General features: G+C 61.1%; 17 protein-coding genes. 7 read left to right on the top strand and 10 right to left on the bottom strand.

Annotated features, from left to right (window positions below; genetic code table 11):
• Window positions 1-143: 143 nt before the first annotated feature.
• The 4 genes from purB (at window position 144) to B8991_RS00730 (ending at window position 4083) form a co-directional block, all read left to right on the top strand.
• Window positions 144-1445, top strand: a complete 1302-nt coding sequence (gene purB / locus B8991_RS00740; RefSeq protein ID WP_084349894.1) for an adenylosuccinate lyase — start codon at window positions 144-146, stop codon at window positions 1443-1445.
• Between the two features lie 266 nt (window positions 1446-1711).
• Window positions 1712-1870: an adenylosuccinate lyase gene (locus B8991_RS20995; protein WP_143514456.1), complete on the top strand. Its 159-nt coding sequence runs from the start codon at window positions 1712-1714 to the stop codon at window positions 1868-1870.
• A gap of 107 nt (window positions 1871-1977) precedes the next feature.
• Window positions 1978-3045 carry a flagellar motor switch protein FliG gene (locus tag B8991_RS00735; protein ID WP_084349893.1) on the top strand — a complete coding sequence of 356 codons (1068 nt, stop codon included), beginning with the start codon at window positions 1978-1980 and terminating at the stop codon, window positions 3043-3045.
• A 162-nt stretch (window positions 3046-3207) separates the two neighbouring features.
• Window positions 3208-4083 carry a lysophospholipid acyltransferase family protein gene (locus tag B8991_RS00730; protein WP_235866519.1) on the top strand — a complete coding sequence of 292 codons (876 nt, stop codon included), beginning with the start codon at window positions 3208-3210 and terminating at the stop codon, window positions 4081-4083.
• On the opposite strand, the gene B8991_RS00725 is transcribed toward B8991_RS00730, so the two are convergent.
• Window positions 4047-4742 (bottom strand): DUF1223 domain-containing protein, encoded by a 696-nt coding sequence (locus B8991_RS00725; RefSeq protein WP_084349891.1) that lies wholly within the window; start codon window positions 4740-4742, stop codon window positions 4047-4049. The genes B8991_RS00730 and B8991_RS00725 overlap by 37 nt on opposite strands.
• A 326-nt stretch (window positions 4743-5068) precedes the next feature.
• Here B8991_RS00725 and acnA point away from each other — a divergent pair, with 326 nt between their 5' ends.
• Both acnA and B8991_RS22115 read left to right on the top strand, forming a co-directional pair.
• Complete coding sequence (gene acnA / locus B8991_RS00720; protein ID WP_084349890.1) at window positions 5069-7840, top strand: aconitate hydratase AcnA; 2772 nt, start codon at window positions 5069-5071, stop codon at window positions 7838-7840.
• Between the two features lie 205 nt (window positions 7841-8045).
• Window positions 8046-8180: a hypothetical protein gene (locus B8991_RS22115; protein ID WP_268876722.1), complete on the top strand. Its 135-nt coding sequence runs from the start codon at window positions 8046-8048 to the stop codon at window positions 8178-8180.
• 78 nt (window positions 8181-8258) lie between these two features.
• On the opposite strand, the gene B8991_RS00715 is transcribed toward B8991_RS22115, so the two are convergent.
• The 9 genes from B8991_RS00715 to yajC all read right to left on the bottom strand — a co-directional run bounded on the left by B8991_RS00715 (window position 8259) and on the right by yajC (window position 14517).
• Window positions 8259-8798: a DsbE family thiol:disulfide interchange protein gene (locus B8991_RS00715; RefSeq protein WP_235866499.1), complete on the bottom strand. Its 540-nt coding sequence runs from the start codon at window positions 8796-8798 to the stop codon at window positions 8259-8261.
• Window positions 8791-8949 (bottom strand): heme exporter protein CcmD, encoded by a 159-nt coding sequence (gene ccmD, locus B8991_RS00710; protein WP_179141397.1) that lies wholly within the window; start codon window positions 8947-8949, stop codon window positions 8791-8793. The genes B8991_RS00715 and ccmD overlap by 8 nt, the downstream gene beginning before the upstream one ends.
• Window positions 8946-9695 (bottom strand): heme ABC transporter permease, encoded by a 750-nt coding sequence (locus B8991_RS00705; RefSeq protein ID WP_084349887.1) that lies wholly within the window; start codon window positions 9693-9695, stop codon window positions 8946-8948. The genes ccmD and B8991_RS00705 overlap by 4 nt, the downstream gene beginning before the upstream one ends.
• 41 nt (window positions 9696-9736) lie before the next feature.
• The gene (gene ccmB, locus B8991_RS00700; protein ID WP_084349886.1) at window positions 9737-10393 is read right to left on the bottom strand and encodes a heme exporter protein CcmB; all 657 of its coding nucleotides are present in this window, start codon (window positions 10391-10393) and stop codon (window positions 9737-9739) included.
• Window positions 10390-11001 carry a heme ABC exporter ATP-binding protein CcmA gene (ccmA, locus tag B8991_RS00695; protein WP_084349885.1) on the bottom strand — a complete coding sequence of 204 codons (612 nt, stop codon included), beginning with the start codon at window positions 10999-11001 and terminating at the stop codon, window positions 10390-10392. Before ccmA ends, ccmB begins: the two co-directional genes overlap by 4 nt.
• A 95-nt stretch (window positions 11002-11096) precedes the next feature.
• A complete protein-coding gene (locus B8991_RS00690; protein ID WP_084349884.1) occupies window positions 11097-11450 on the bottom strand; it encodes an Mth938-like domain-containing protein in 354 nt (117 codons plus the stop codon).
• Between the two features lie 109 nt (window positions 11451-11559).
• The gene (secF, locus tag B8991_RS00685) at window positions 11560-12528 is read right to left on the bottom strand and encodes a protein translocase subunit SecF (protein ID WP_084349883.1); all 969 of its coding nucleotides are present in this window, start codon (window positions 12526-12528) and stop codon (window positions 11560-11562) included.
• A gap of 3 nt (window positions 12529-12531) precedes the next feature.
• The gene (gene secD / locus B8991_RS00680; RefSeq protein WP_084349882.1) at window positions 12532-14193 is read right to left on the bottom strand and encodes a protein translocase subunit SecD; all 1662 of its coding nucleotides are present in this window, start codon (window positions 14191-14193) and stop codon (window positions 12532-12534) included.
• A 36-nt stretch (window positions 14194-14229) separates the two neighbouring features.
• The gene (gene yajC, locus B8991_RS00675; RefSeq protein ID WP_084349881.1) at window positions 14230-14517 is read right to left on the bottom strand and encodes a preprotein translocase subunit YajC; all 288 of its coding nucleotides are present in this window, start codon (window positions 14515-14517) and stop codon (window positions 14230-14232) included.
• A 260-nt stretch (window positions 14518-14777) separates the two neighbouring features.
• On the opposite strand from yajC, the gene B8991_RS00670 reads away from it, so the two are divergent.
• Window positions 14778-15584, top strand: coding sequence for a trypsin-like serine peptidase (locus tag B8991_RS00670; RefSeq protein ID WP_084349880.1), 807 nt, complete (start codon window positions 14778-14780; stop codon window positions 15582-15584).
• The last annotated feature ends 1 nt before the right edge of the window (window position 15585 follow it).

Genomic DNA, 15585 nt, shown 5'->3' with positions numbered 1-15585 from the left:
CGCGCCGCGCCGGTTGACGTCAGGAACCGTTTCGGCCCCGACCAGCTGCCATGGCACGCTGGTCGGGGCGCTACTGCCTTGTGGGCAAGGCCGCTTGGGTCTAAACCCCGCGCAATCCCGTTTGCAGCTTGGAAGGCCCGCCGATGATCCCCCGCTATTCCCGCCCCGACATGGTCGCAATCTGGTCGCCCGAGACCAAGTTCCGCATCTGGTACGAGATCGAGGCCCATGCCTGCGATGCGCAGGCCGAACTGGGCGTGATCCCCAAGGCAAATGCCGAAGCGGTCTGGAAAGCCAAGGACGTGGAATTCGACGTCGCCCGGATTGACGAGATCGAAGCCGTGACCAAACATGACGTGATCGCCTTTCTGACCCATCTGGCAGAGATCATCGGCAATGACGAAGCGCGGTTCGTGCATCAGGGCATGACCTCTTCGGATGTGCTGGACACCACCTTCAACGTGCAACTGGTCCGTGCGGCGGATATCCTGCTGGCCGATATGGACAAACTGCTGGAGGCGCTCAAACGCCGCGCGCTGGAACACAAGGACACCGTCCGCATCGGCCGCAGCCACGGCATCCACGCCGAACCCACGACCATGGGCCTGACCTTCGCGCGTTTCTACGCCGAGATGGACCGCAACCGCACCCGTCTGGCCACCGCCCGCGACGAGATTGCCACCGGTGCGATTTCCGGCGCGGTTGGCACGTTTGCCAATATCGACCCCGCGGTTGAAGAACATGTTTGCGCAAAGATGGGGCTGAAGCCCGAACCGATCAGCACGCAAGTGATCCCGCGCGACCGCCACGCCGCGTTCTTCGCAGCCCTCGGCGTCGTCGGCAGCTCTATCGAGAATGTCGCGACAGAGATTCGCCACATGCAACGGACCGAGGTGCTGGAAGCCGAAGAATTCTTCTCGGCCGGTCAGAAAGGCTCTTCCGCGATGCCGCATAAACGCAACCCGGTGCTGACCGAGAATCTAACCGGTCTGGCGCGTCTGGTGCGCATGGCCGTGGTTCCCGCGATGGAAAACGTAGCCCTCTGGCACGAGCGCGACATCAGCCACAGCTCTGTCGAGCGCAACATTGGCCCCGACACCACCATCACGCTGGATTTTGCGCTGGCCCGGCTGACGCAGGTGATCGACAAGCTGGTGATCTATCCCGACAACATGCTGGCCAACATGAATAAATTCAAAGGTCTGGTGATGTCGCAGCGCGTGTTGCTGGCGCTGACGCAGGCCGGTGTCAGCCGCGAGGATTCCTATCGCCTTGTCCAGCGCAACGCGATGAAGGTCTGGGAGAAGGGCGCCGATTTCAAGACAGAACTTCTGGCCGATGACGAGGTCACAGCCGCCCTGTCGAAAGAAGAAATCGAAGAGAAATTCGACCTCGGTTATCACACCAAACATGTCGACACGATCTTCAAACGCGTGTTTGGTTGAAGCGACTAGACCCGTAAATTACGATCCCTCACTGTCCGACAGTGGGGGATTTTCGTTTTGTCAACGTCGCGAGGGAAGTCTTTTCATGCCTGCCTGAAGCGTCGCTATTTTGCTGACAGACAGACGCCCGAACGTTCCAGCGCTTCCAGCCAGATCCCGGTGCGCGACGGCAAGCTGACGCCGATCTCATTGAACCTGTGTCTTCGCGTTTTGTCGCAGGCCAAGGCTGTGTTATCTTGTCTCCACAGACCAAATGGAGAATTGCAATGAACCTCAAGACAATTCTGGCCGCCACGGCTCTGGCAATCATTCCCGCAGTCGGCGCTTGGGCGTCCTGTTCGGGCCATAGCGAGGCGATGTCCTGCGCTCAGGGCACTGTCTATGACAGCGCATCGGGCAGCTGTGTCGAGCAAGTGACCGGCTGAGGCAAAAAGAATAAACTGCGATCAAACGTCACTCGTTCAGGGTTTGTTCACCTGACTCGGGTTAGGTCGGGACCATACGGGATGTAGCCGGACGAGGTCCTGAACGGATGACGAACCAGACACAGATCGCCACATTGGCTTCACCTGTCGCCCGCCCACCGGTCGGCATGACCCCTGTATTGACCCGCCGCCAGAAGGCGGCGATCGTGGTGCAGTTCATTCTGAATGAAGGTGCAGAGGTGGCCCTGACCACCCTGCCCGATGACTTGCAGGCCACGCTGACCCAACAGCTTGGCGACATGCACTATGTGCACACCGACACTTTGAACGAGGTGTTGACCGAATTCGCCGACGAACTCGGCGGTGTTGGGCTTAGCTTTCCCAAAGGGATCGCGGGGGCCTTGTCGGCGCTGGACGGAAAGATCAGCGCCCAGACCGCCCAACGCCTTCGCAAAGAGGCGGGCGTGCGTCAGGCGGGCGATCCGTGGGCGCGCATCGCCCGCCTATCAGCCGATGAATTGCGCCGTATGCTCGAGGCTGAAAGCACAGAGGTTGCCGCCGTTGCCCTGTCAAAAATTGATGTGACCCGCGCGGCAGAGGTGCTGGGCAAGCTGCCCGGTGCCCAGGCCAGATTGATCGCCTACGCAGTGTCGCAGACCGGCGCTGTCACCCCGGATGCCGTTGACCGGATAGGTCTGAGCCTTGCAAGCCAGCTTGATAACAAGCCCGAACGCGCCTTCAATGCGGCTCCGGAAAATCGGGTCGGGGCGATTTTGAACGTCTCGCCATCGCTGACCCGCGACGATGTGCTGAGCGGATTGGATGAGACTGACAGCGTCTTTGCGCAAGCCGTCCGCAAAGCGATCTTCACCTTCTCTGACATTCCGACGCGGATCGCAGCGCTGGATGTGCCGCGCATCCTGCGCGACGCCGATGGTGACGCGATGGTGACCGCGCTGGCCTTTGCAGCGACCACCGGGCAGGACGAGGCCCGCGACCACATGCTCGAAAATCTGGGCAAGCGCATGTCGGAACAGATTCGCGAACAGATCGAAGAGCGCGGCACGCCAAAACGCAAGGACGGCGAGGCGGCGATGAACACTGTTGTTGCCGGTATACTGTCCTTGGTCGAAGCCGGCGAGATCACATTGGTCCAGCCTGACGAAGAAGAGTGAACTCAGCCGATACTGGCAATGTAACGGTGCGATACAAATGGCCCGATGCTTGTGATCGTTCCTGCCTCGGCCTATGTCTCGGCAGTCCTTTCAAGGAAAGCCGCCACAAACGTGCCAGACAAGACATCTTCGACGCCCCCCAAGGGCAGCTTTGGCGACTGGATGACCGATCGCGCATTACGGGCGATGATCCGGCTGGCGCTGTTTTTGCCGCTGCGTGCACGGCTCTGGCTGATGGGTCGGCTGATCAGCCGCATCGTCGCGCCGCTTGCCGGATACCGGGACCGCGCCATGGCCAACCTTGCCCATGTCTGGCCGGACCTGCCCGAAGCGGAACGCAGGCGGCTCGCAGATGCCGTGGCCGACAATGCCGGGCGCACGATGATCGAGAATTACGACGTCAAAGGCTTGCTGCGCAGAATGGCCAACACGCCCGTGCATGGGCCGGGTGTTGACGCCGCAGAACAGGCCCGCGCCGAAGGCCGCCCGGTGGTTTTTGTCACCGGACATTTTGGTAATTTCGAAGCACCTCGTGCAGCACTTGTTGCGCGCGGATTCGAAATCGGCGGGTTGTACCGGCCCATGTCCAACGCCTATTTCAACGCACATTACGCCGCCAATATGCATGCCCTGTCCGGCCCCGTCTTTGAACAGGGCCGCCGCGGTACGCTGGGGTTGATGCGCCATATCCGTGAGGGTGGCATGGGGGTGTTGCTGTTCGACATATACGACAGTTCGGGCACGCCATTGCCGTTTTTGGGAAAGCCCGCCCCGACGGTCACCTCGGCTGCCGATATCGCGCTAAAAACCGGAGCCTTGTTGATCCCGTTCTTCGGTACAAGACAACCGGACGGGCAAAATTTCCACATCGAATTCGATGAGCCGGTACCACATGGCGACCCGGTAGAGATGATGCGGCAAGTGACACAAGCGCTGGAACGCCGGATCGAGGCCCATCCCGAACAGTGGTTCTGGATCCACCGCCGGTGGAAGCCAAAACGTCAGCGCAAACGTGCAGCCGCCAAGATCGGGCCGTGACCGGCGCGCTGAACCAATACGACCAGTGGACGTGGACCCGAAATCGGCAGGCGTGCCTTATAGGTGCCCTGTCCGTCCCAGCGTCCCAGAACCCGCCAGTCAGTCACGACATTGTGGTAGGTCAGCGTCCGCCCGGCATTCTCGCCGCGCTTTATCGCAACAACAGTTTCGGGCTCGTAGCGCACCAGATGAATGTCTGCCGGACCGGCAGAGCGCAGGGCGCGGGCCGAAATCACCAGTTCTGAACCGTTGCGGGCAAGTTCCACCAACACGGGCAGACGTTGCGATTCGTGTTTGCGGATCAGATCGGCCACATCCATCCTGCGGTTGCCGACGACATCCTCTGTCCCTTGCACGACCATCTGCGGCGTGTAGATGCTGCGATGACCGGCGGCCGCAGCATAGGCCTTTTGCCGCTTGGTGAATCCGGCTTGGGCGAAGACATCCTTCCAGCCGATATAGTCCCAATAATCGACATGCAGGGCCAGAGCGATCACATCGTCACGCCGGGCAAGCTCACCCAGCAGTTGGTCCGCAGGCGGGCAAGAGGAACAACCCTGCGAGGTGAAAAGCTCTACCACCACCGGATGGTCCTGCGCCGCAGCAGCGCCAGCCAGCGCTATCCAGATTGTGGCGATCCATCCAACCAGCTTTCGCATGCGTCACTCTATTCCGTTTGAAGTATCCCAACGTCATTAAAACGATCATGCTGAAATAGCCAATCAAGGATTTGCGATAACCCGAGAGCTGTCCCAAAGAACCGAGTCGCCACCATTTTGGCACCGCCAATCTCTCGCCTCAGCGACGAAAGCGGACGCATTGACACCCTGTTCCGTGTCAGGTGTCGCAATTTCTGGATCTGGCGGCCCAAATTCGGTGTGCAATGGTATACATAACGACGCACCCCCCTTGATTGGCACGTCAGGTTAGGGCAGATAACAGCCAGCAACACCCTTATCACCCGCATTTCGCAAGGGAGCCAATAATGCCCATCACAGTCGGTCAGGATACAGCCAAGACACGCAAGACGTTGTCTGTCGGCGACCAGTCTTTCGCCTATTACTCGATCCCCGCAGCCGAAGCAGCCGGGCTTGGGGATTTCTCGAAACTGCCCGCCGCGCTGAAGGTCGTGTTGGAAAACATGCTGCGGTTTGAGGACGGCAACACCGTCACCGTCGACGACATCAAGGCGTTTGCCGAATGGGCGACCAAAGGCGGCAAGAACCCGCGCGAGATCGCCTATCGTCCGGCCCGCGTACTGATGCAGGATTTCACCGGCGTCCCCGCCGTGGTTGACCTTGCCGCCATGCGTGACGGCATCAAGCATCTCGGTGGCGACCCGCAGAAGATCAACCCGCTGAACCCGGTCGATCTGGTCATCGACCACTCGGTCATGATTGACGAATTCGGCAACCCGCGCGCCTTCCAGATGAACGTGGACCGAGAGTATGAGCGCAACATGGAGCGCTATACTTTCCTCAAATGGGGCCAGACCGCGTTCAACAATTTCCGCGTTGTGCCACCGGGCACCGGCATTTGCCACCAGGTGAACCTGGAATATCTCAGCCAGACCGTCTGGAGCGACAAGGACCAGAACGGCGATGTCGTCGCTTATCCCGACACGCTGGTCGGCACCGACAGCCACACGACCATGGTCAACGGCGCGGCCGTTCTGGGCTGGGGCGTTGGCGGGATCGAGGCTGAGGCCGCGATGCTGGGTCAGCCGATCTCGATGCTGATCCCCGAAGTCGTGGGTTTCAAACTGACCGGCCGCATGGTCGAAGGCACCACCGGCACCGACCTGGTTCTGAAAGTCGTGGAAATGCTGCGTGAAAAGGGCGTGGTTTCCAAATTCGTGGAATTCTACGGTGACGGTCTGAACAATCTGCCACTGGCGGATCGTGCCACTATCGCCAACATGGCACCGGAATACGGTGCCACCTGCGGCTTCTTCCCGATCGACGAAGAAACCCTGCGTTATCTGCGCAATACCGGCCGTGAAGACGACCGCGTTGCGCTGGTCGAGGCCTATGCCAAGGAAAACGGTTTCTGGCGCGGCGCGGATTACGATCCCGTCTATACCGACACGCTGGAGCTGGACATGGGCACCATCGTGCCTGCGATCTCCGGTCCCAAGCGTCCGCAGGACTACATCGCGCTGGATTCCGCGGCCACCGCATTTGGCCACTACGTCAAGGGCATCCGCGAAGGCAAAGACACCAGCGCGAGTTCCGAAGTCCGCTGGGAAGGTGAAGGCGGCGCGCCGGAACCCACAGACATCCCCGGGGATGAAGGTCATCACAAACGGGGTTTCGTTCCGACAGAGAAAAGCCACTACCAGTTGCATGACGGCTCTATCGTGATCGCTTCGATCACGTCCTGCACCAACACGTCGAACCCTTATGTGATGATCGGCGCGGGCCTCGTGGCACGCAAGGCGGCGGCCCTTGGGCTGACCCGCAAACCATGGGTCAAGACATCCCTCGCCCCCGGATCGCAAGTCGTGTCTGCCTATCTGGAGGCCGCGGACCTGCAAAAAGACCTCGACAAGATCGGGTTCAACCTTGTCGGTTATGGCTGCACCACCTGTATCGGCAACTCCGGTCCGCTGGCCGAGGAAATCTCGAAATGCATCAACGATAATGACCTGATCGGCACGTCGATCCTTTCGGGCAACCGCAACTTCGAAGGCCGGATCAGCCCGGATGTGCGTGCCAACTATCTGGCATCGCCGCCCCTGGTCGTGGCCTATGCGCTGGTGGGTGACATGAATGTCGACATCACCAAAGACAGTCTTGGCAAGGACAAGGACGGCAACGACGTCTACCTCAAGGACATCTGGCCGACCACAAAGGAAATCGCGGATCTGGTCGAACAGACCGTGACGCGCGAGGCGTTCCAGTCGAAATATGCCGACGTCTTCAAAGGCGACGAAAAATGGCAGGGCGTCGAGGTTCCGCAACAGGAAACCTATGATTGGCCGTCCACATCGACCTATATCCAGAACCCGCCCTACTTCCAGAACATGAGCAAGGAGCCGGGCACCATCAGCAATATCGAAGGTGCACGTGTTCTGGCTCTGCTGGGCGACATGGTTACCACCGACCACATCAGCCCCGCCGGGTCGTTCAAGGACACCACACCCGCTGGCCGCTACCTGACAGAGCGTCAGGTGCCGTCGCGCGAATTCAACTCTTATGGCAGCCGTCGCGGCAACCATGAGGTGATGATGCGCGGCACATTCGCCAACATCCGCATCAAGAACGAGATGCTGGACGGGGTCGAAGGCGGCTACACCAAAGGCCCGGATGGCGAACAGGCGGCCATCTTCGACGCCGCGATGGCCTATCAGGAAAACGGCACGCCGCTGGTGATCTTCGGTGGCGAGCAATACGGTGCGGGCTCCAGCCGTGACTGGGCGGCCAAGGGCACGGCCCTGCTGGGCGTCAAGGCAGTCATCGCCGAAAGCTTTGAGCGTATCCACCGGTCCAACCTGGTGGGCATGGGCGTCGTCCCGCTGGAATTCACCAACGGCGACACCCGCAAATCGCTGAAGCTGACGGGTGACGAGACGGTCTCAATCTCGGGTCTGGACACGATCAAACCGCTTCAGGATGTGCCTTGCACCATCACCTATGCCGACGGCACCGAAAAAGAAATCACGCTGAAATGCCGGATCGATACCGCGATCGAGATTGAATATATCGAGCATGGCGGCGTCTTGCATTATGTGCTTCGCAACCTCGCGGCATCCTGATCCGTCAGGCCCCACAACCCCAAGCTGATGGGGTTCAATGCAGAAAATGGCGCGTCGCTTCGGTGGCGCGCCTTTTCGTTTTGTGCAACCCTGCTATGCGCGGGTCTTCGCCAAACACGGCTTCGTGACGCGCCAGCCCGAACATTTCCCCTTATGTCATTTGCTGTAATGCCCCATTTGAAGGGCAAGCAAAGAGGCAGAGACCATGAAGAACACGATCACATTCGCGCAGATCATCGCATTGAGCATTCTTGTCGTTTACGGTGCCCAGGCCAGCACCAAGTCGCCCCCGGCCTGCCCCTCGCTCAGCGCATCGGAACATTGCGCGATCACGCCCTGAGATAAGGGTCCCGCTATTCTTGGTATTTCATAGCAAATGCGCGTCGTCTCGGCCCGGTTCGGGCCGGGACGGCAAGCGTCAGTCAGCCAATGCTTTTTCCAGCTCGGGCGCGAAACGGTTCTCATAATCTGATCCGACCAACGGTCCGGCAAAGCGAAACAGCACTGTGCCATCGCCATCGACGATGAATGTCTCGGGTGGCGCGGTCACGCCCCAATCAATCGCGCTGCGGCCCTTGGGATCAAACGGAACGGCTATGAACGGGCTGTCCGACTCGGCCAGATATTTCTGTGCGTCCTCGGCCTGATCCTTGAAGTTCACTCCGACGATCCGCATCCCCTGTGCCTCCAGTTCCAGCAGCTTGGGGTGTTCGGCGCGGCACGGCGGACACCAGCTTGCCCAGAAATTCACCAGCGTCACCTCGCCCGTTGCTAGCGCCCCCGGTTCGAGCGCGGGATAGCCGGTCAGGGCAGTCTCGGTAATCGCCGGTGCGGGCTGTCCGATCCGGGTGGAGGGCAAACCCTGCGGATCGTCGCGGAACATGCCAACGTAGAACAATGCGGCCAGCCCGGCAAAGATCGCCGGCGGTGCAATCATCAGTGGTGAAATCTTAGCCACGGCGTGTTCCCCTTGTTTCAACCCGGTCCAGCTCTGCCTTGACCCGGCGCGCGCGCCAGAAGCTGACGCCGACCAGGGCCACGATCAGCAGGATCGACACTGCATAGGATGACAGTACGACATCCGCGTATTTCCCCAGATCCGGCATCACCCCATCCTCTCCCGCGCCATCAAGGCCCGTGTCCGGCGCGCCCTGATTTCGGTCTGTGTGCGCAGGAAAACCAGCGCGATGAACAGCAGCGCGAACCCTGCCATCGACACGAAAAGCGGCACGGCAAATACATTGCTGACACGTTCCTCGGTATCGCCCGCAAGCGCCCCCGCACGCATCACCGACGCGCCCTGATGCAGACCCTGATTCCAGAAATTCACCGCATAGCGGCTGAGGATCGCAAAGACCGACCCCACCAGACATAGGATAGAGGTCAGATCGGCGGCGGTGTCGTCATCCTCGATCGCGGCCCACAGCGCCATGTAGCCAAGGTAGAACAGGAACAAGATCAGGAACGAGGTCAGCCGCGGATCCCATTCCCACCACGTCCCCCACATCGGCTGGCCCCAAAGCGCGCCGGTGACCAGCGCGATCACCGTCATCACCGCACCCACGGGGGCGGCGGCACGGGCGCCAAGCGCGCTGACATGGTGGCGGCGCACGATCCAGATCAGTGACGCCACCAGCATCATCAGCCAGGCATTGATGGCCATCAGCGCGGCCGGTACATGCAGGTAGATGATCTTGACGGTCGATCCCTGCCGGTAATCGTCCGGCGTGAAGAAGAACCCCCAGACCAGCCCTACAAGCAGCGTCACCACCGCCGCAGCCGACAGCCAGGGCAACAGCCTGTCGGTGGTCCGGATGAATTTCACCGGGTTCGCATATTCCCAGATAGAGGCCATGCCTCCTCCTACATCAGTTCCGCGCCGTCCTAACAGATGGTTCAGCGCAGGTTAATCCGCAACACTGCCGCAGAGGCAAATGGCAATAGCGCGATCACGCCAAAAGTGATCCCTGCAAGCATGGTCAGCGGCGTCACGACCTCCAGCCCGGCAGCGCCACGTCGCGCGACCTCTGCCCCGAAGATCAGCGTCGGCACATATAGCGGCAGGACCAACAGCGACAAAAGCAGCCCGCCGCGTTTGATGCCCACCGTCAGCGCCGCCCCGAAGGTGCCGATCACCGATAATGCGGGCGTGCCCAGCAACAGCGAGGCCGTCACCCACAAATACCCCGGCCCCGGCAGGTTCAGCAGCACGCCAAGCGCAGGCGCCACCAGCACCAGCGGCAGGCCGGTGGTGATCCAATGCGCGAGCGCCTTGATGCTGACGATCCCTTCCATCGGCAAGGGCGCGGTCGCCAGCAGATCCAGACTGCCATCCTCCCAGTCCAGCGCAAGGATGCGATCCAGCGACAGAAGGCAGGCCAGCAGCGCCCCCAGCCACAGGATGCCGGGAGCGATCCGCGCCAGCAGGGCGCTTTCCGGCCCGATACTGAACGGCACCAGCACCGTCACGATCAGAAAGAACGCAAGCCCAAGACCAAAGCCGCCGCCCGCGCGCACGCCAAGCCGCAGATCGCGTGTCAGCAACGCGATCACAGGAACGCCTCGTCCGGGTCAGAGGCCCGCCAGACGGCGCGAAAGGGCGTGACATCCAGCAGTTCAGTGTCCAGTCCCAGATCAATATGGGTGGCGATCAGCGCCGATCCGCCCTGCCCCAGATGGGTGCGCACGGCTGCGGCGAACAGTTCGACAGACGCCGCGTCCAATGAGACTGTTGGTTCATCCAGCACCCAGATCGCGCGCCCCGTCACCATGAGCCGCGCCAATCCCAAACGACGTTTCTGCCCCGCCGAGAGTGTCCCGGCGAGCCGATCCGACAGGGCCTCCAGATCGAAGGCGCGAAGTGCCGCCACGATGTCACCGGTGCCAAAGACCGACGCCCAGAAAGACAGGTTTTCGGACACGCTCAGCATCGCCTTCAACCCGTCAGCATGGGCGGCATAGGCAATCTCTTCGCCACCCCCCTCGACCCGCCCGGCCAAGGGCGGCTGCAAGCCCGCGACGGTGCGCAAAAGCGTTGTCTTGCCGGACCCGTTCGGCCCGCGCAACACAAGCGCCGTGCCGGGTGAAAGGCTGAAATTCAACCCTTCCAGCACCGCAACCCCGCCACGCGAGACGCTGAGATCTATGGCATGCAATGTCATGGTGTCGGGCTTAATTCATTGCCCGCACGGACAAAAGAGATCAAATGCGCGCGGGTGATGTTGATTACTGCCCCGGCAAGGCCCCACCGGCACGCTCAAACCGGCAGCGCGGCCAGTGCCACGCGCCGACCTTCGGACAGCAGCACATTATACGTCCGGCAGGCCGAGGGCGCGTTCATCACCTCGATCCCCATGCCCGCGGCCTCCAATTCTTCGCGCAAGTCACGCGGCAAATGCAGGATCTCGGCACCTGTGCCGACGAACAGCACGTCAATGTCCTCGGCAAGCGCCAAAAGCGGCGCGCGGTCGTCATAGCCGCCCCAGCTTTGCACACCTCCCGCGCTTAGAATAACCGGGCCTTCCACGACTTTGCCGCCGATCCGAAAATAGCCCGACCCATAGCCCTCGACGGGCTGGGCATCGGTAAAGACAATCTCGTTCAGGCGCATGTCCTTCTCCTTCAGTCGCACAGCGGCTTTCCGCTTGGTACCGCCAGCGTAACGCCCGCGAAAGAGATGGCCAACGGCAGACGCGCGTTACAGCGCCCTTGCCGACAGGTCAGGCATCAATATCCGCGAATTGCGTTCCGGCCTTGCCATCCGTCTTTGTCCAATCGCGCTTGACGCCCAACCAAAGCAGGGAGGTCGAGGCCACGAAGATCGACGAATAGGTGCCCACGACAACACCCCAGATCATCGCAAAGACAAAGCCACGGATCACGTCGCCGCCCAGAACAAACAGCGCGATCAGCGCAATCAGCGTGGTGATCGAGGTCATGAAGGTCCGGCTCAGGGTCTCGTTGATCGAGACATTCAGAACTTCCTTAAGCTCCATCTTCTTGAACTTTCGAAGGTTTTCGCGAACGCGGTCGAACACCACGACCGTATCGTTCAACGAATAGCCCACAATGGTCAGAAGCGCCGCGATGATCGCAAGATCGAACTTGATGCCGACCTCGGAGAACACGCCGATGGTCAGCACCACGTCATGCACGAGCGCGACCACGGCCCCAAGCGCAAACTGCCATTCGAACCTGAGCCAGATATAGACGAGCACCGCAAAGATCGCGAGAACGACCGCAATCACGGCGGTCTGGATCAACTCGCCAGAGACTTTCGGGCCAACCGATTCCACCGACACGAACCTGATATCCGGGGTCACCTCGGACAAGGCGTTTTCAGCGGCGACAATGGTTTCGGATGAAACGCTATCCGTCTCGTCCTGGGCCTGAATGCGGATCATCGCCACATTCTGCTCTGGCCCGAAATTGGGGTCGAACACTTCGGATATGGTGATGTCGCCCAGTTCCAGCGCGGCCAGCGCGTCACGATACGCGCCCACATCCACCGTCTGTTCGCTTTGCGTGCGGATGGTCGTACCGCCGCGAAAGTCGATGCCGTAATTCAGCCCGCGCGCCCCGAACGAGATCAGGGCAAGCACGATCATGAAGGCCGAAATGCCCAGCCACAGCTTTGAGCGGCTGAAGAAATCCCAGTTCGTCGTCTCGGGTACCAGTCTCAGGCGCATGGATCAGACCTCGATCGTCTTGGGGCGGGTGCGTTCGAACCACATCACCACCAGCAGGCGGGTGACGAAGATCGCGGTGAACACGGATGTCAGAATGCCGATGCCCAGAGTGATGGCAAAGCCGCGCACCGGGCCAGAGCCCATGGCGAACAGGATCACGGCCGTGATGAAGGTGGTGATATTGGCGTCGGTGATCGCCGACAGCGCCTTTTCATAGCCCAGATCAATGGCTCGCGCCGGGCCTCTGGCGGATTTCAGCTCTTCGCGGATACGCTCGAAGATCAGCACATTGGCATCCACCGCCATGCCGATGGTCAGCACGATGCCCGCAATCCCCGGCAGCGTGAGCGTCGCGCCGATCAGGCTGAGCAGTCCGAAAAGCAGACCCACATTTATCAGCAGCGCGATATTGGCAAAGAAGCCGAACAGGCCGTAGCTGAGGAACATGAAGACAAGCACCGCAACGAAGGCGACGATACAGGCGATCTTCCCTGCGTCGATGCTGTCCTGGCCAAGCTCTGGTCCGATGGTGCGCTGTTCGAGAAAGTTGAGGCCCGCAGGCAGCGCGCCCGCGCGCAGCAACACGGCGAGTTTGGTGGATTCCTCGACGGTGAAATTGCCCGTGATAATGCCCGAACCGCCCGGAATATGGCTTTGGATCACCGGCGCGCTGATCACCTCGTTATCCAGCACGATGGCAAAGGGGCTGCCGATGTTCTGGGCGGTGTAATCGCCGAATTTCCGCGCCCCTGTCGGGTTGAAGCGAAAGTTCACGGCGGGACGCCCGTTCTGGTCAAAGGCCGGTTGCGCGTCGGTCAGCTCTTCGCCCGTGACCACAGGCGCGGTTTCCAGCGTGTAATATAGCCCTTCTTCATCAAGCGATGGCAGCACTTCCTGTCCGCCGGGCACGGAGGCATCGGCATTCGAGCCGCGTCCGATGACAGGCTGAAAGGTCAGTTGCGCGGTGGTGCCGATGATCGCGATCAACTCTTCCGCGGACCCGATGCCGGGCACCTGAATCAGGATGCGGTCGGCGCCCTGACGCTGGATCGTGGGTTCGCGTGTGCCAACCTCGTCAATCCGGCGCCTAATGATTTCAAGGGCTTGCTGCAATGTGCGGTCATCCATCGCCGTGCGTTCAGCCTCGGACAGGGTGACGATCAGCACATCGCCATCGCCCGACACGTCCAGATCGCGCGCGCCCGCCGCGGTGATCGAACTGACGGGCTGCGACAGTGCGCGCGCAACCTCGATCGCCCGCGCCATGCCTTCGGGCTGCGAGATCTTCACGCGAAGTTCATCATCGCCGGAAGGTTGCAGACGGATCGTGCCGACATCGTTGCGCGCATCGCGCAGGGCGTTTCGCAATTCCGGCCACATGGAATCCATCCGCGCCTTGTAGACATCCTCGACCTGAACTTCTGCCAGAAGATGCACTCCGCCGCGCAGATCAAGGCCCAGATTGACCAGGGACGACGGCAGGAAAGACGGCCAACCTGCTGATTTCGCGGCAAGTTCCGGTGTCTCGCCTGCAACCTCTATGGCAGCCACGGCGTCGTTATGCGTCTCGACGCGGGTGTAGAAGGCGTTGGGCAGGGCCAGCGCCAGGCCCGCGATACAGACTGCCCATATCAGCACGCGCTTCCAAAGGTCGATTTGCAGCATAAGGCCGCTCCGTCTACGAGGCAGAAATTGGGCGGATCAGGTGTCGGCGGGTTCTGTCTTGGACAGCACCTGCGCGATGGTGGATTGCACCACGCGAACCTTTACGCCTTCGGAAAGCTCAACTTCCAGCTCGTTGTTTTCCTTCACCTTTACGACCTTGCCGATCAGGCCACCCTGGGTGACAACCTGATCGCCGCGACGCAGGGCGCTTACCATCTTCTGATGTTCTTTCAGCTTTTTCTGCTGCGGACGGATCAGCAGGAAATACATGATCGCGAAGATCAGAATGAGGGGCAGAAACTGCGCGATGGCGCTGGTGTCCATGGGAAGGCTCCGTTGGTTCAGGCGGGGTGGCCCCCCGCAAATTCTGGCGGAACCTATGCGCAGAGCCGGGGCATTGCAAGGCGGCTTGATCGGGGCGTTTTGTGCTTTTTGTGCCGCCGGTGTGTACAAATGCCCCTTGCGCGGCAAATCCGTGTCGATTGCCGCCAAGACGCAGCGACGATAGGGTGCCGCCAAGCCGCCCGCTGCACTCGTCGCGAGGGGCGTCGGGACTTCTATTCGGGACATCAAGGGGACGCGCCATGCAACGGGCCAGCAGTGACAAAGACGCCGCGTCGGAAAGCGACCCGGACTTTGCCGGACAGAGACCACGGTGCCACATACCCCCGCTGACACCCGCCCCCAAAGCCCGGCACGCCGCCGCACTGACCGGGGTGATCGCAGAGCGGCGCGTCAGGTTTTGGGCGTCGGTCCTCCTTGCGCTGGGTCTTGGGGTGCAGGCACAGGCCGAATTGCCTGCCTTGCCGCTCGACGATCACGCCGCGTGGCAGGCCGTCGGGCGGGTCAATCAGGCGGGGTTCAATCAGAAGGCGCTGTGTTCCGGCACGCTGATCGGCCCTGATCTGGTGCTGACCGCCGCCCATTGCGTGCAGGGGCGCAACGGGGTCATTCCGCTGAGCCGCTTGCATTTCGTCGCGGGCTGGCTGGGCGGGGACTATGCCGGCGATTCAGCTGCCCAACGGGTCTTGGTGCACCCCGATTATGCCGACAAGCCCGGCCCATCGGACATCGCTTTGATGTGGCTGAAACACCCGCTGGAGGTGACACCGTTTGCAATCCACGCACCGCAGCCTGGGATCGTCGCGATCATGGGATATCAGGACAACCGGCCGCACCGGCTGGGCGCGCGGTTCGATTGTCAGCGGCTAAGCGATACCCAGCTGTGGCTGTCCTGTCCGGCGCGAGGCGGTACCTCTGGCGGGCCAGTCTTCCAGCAGGTTGACGGCATCTGGCATGTTGTGGGCGTGGTCAATGGCGCGAACAGCACGGCCAGTCTGGGTGCCCCTGTAGGAGACTGGGTATTGACCCGGATGACGGACGCCCCCTGAC

This window comes from Primorskyibacter flagellatus, assembly GCF_900176485.1.
Classification (GTDB): Bacteria; Pseudomonadota; Alphaproteobacteria; order Rhodobacterales; family Rhodobacteraceae; genus Primorskyibacter; species Primorskyibacter flagellatus.
Note: the sequence above shows the minus strand (reverse complement) of the source record. Positions and strands in the feature narration are given on the sequence as shown.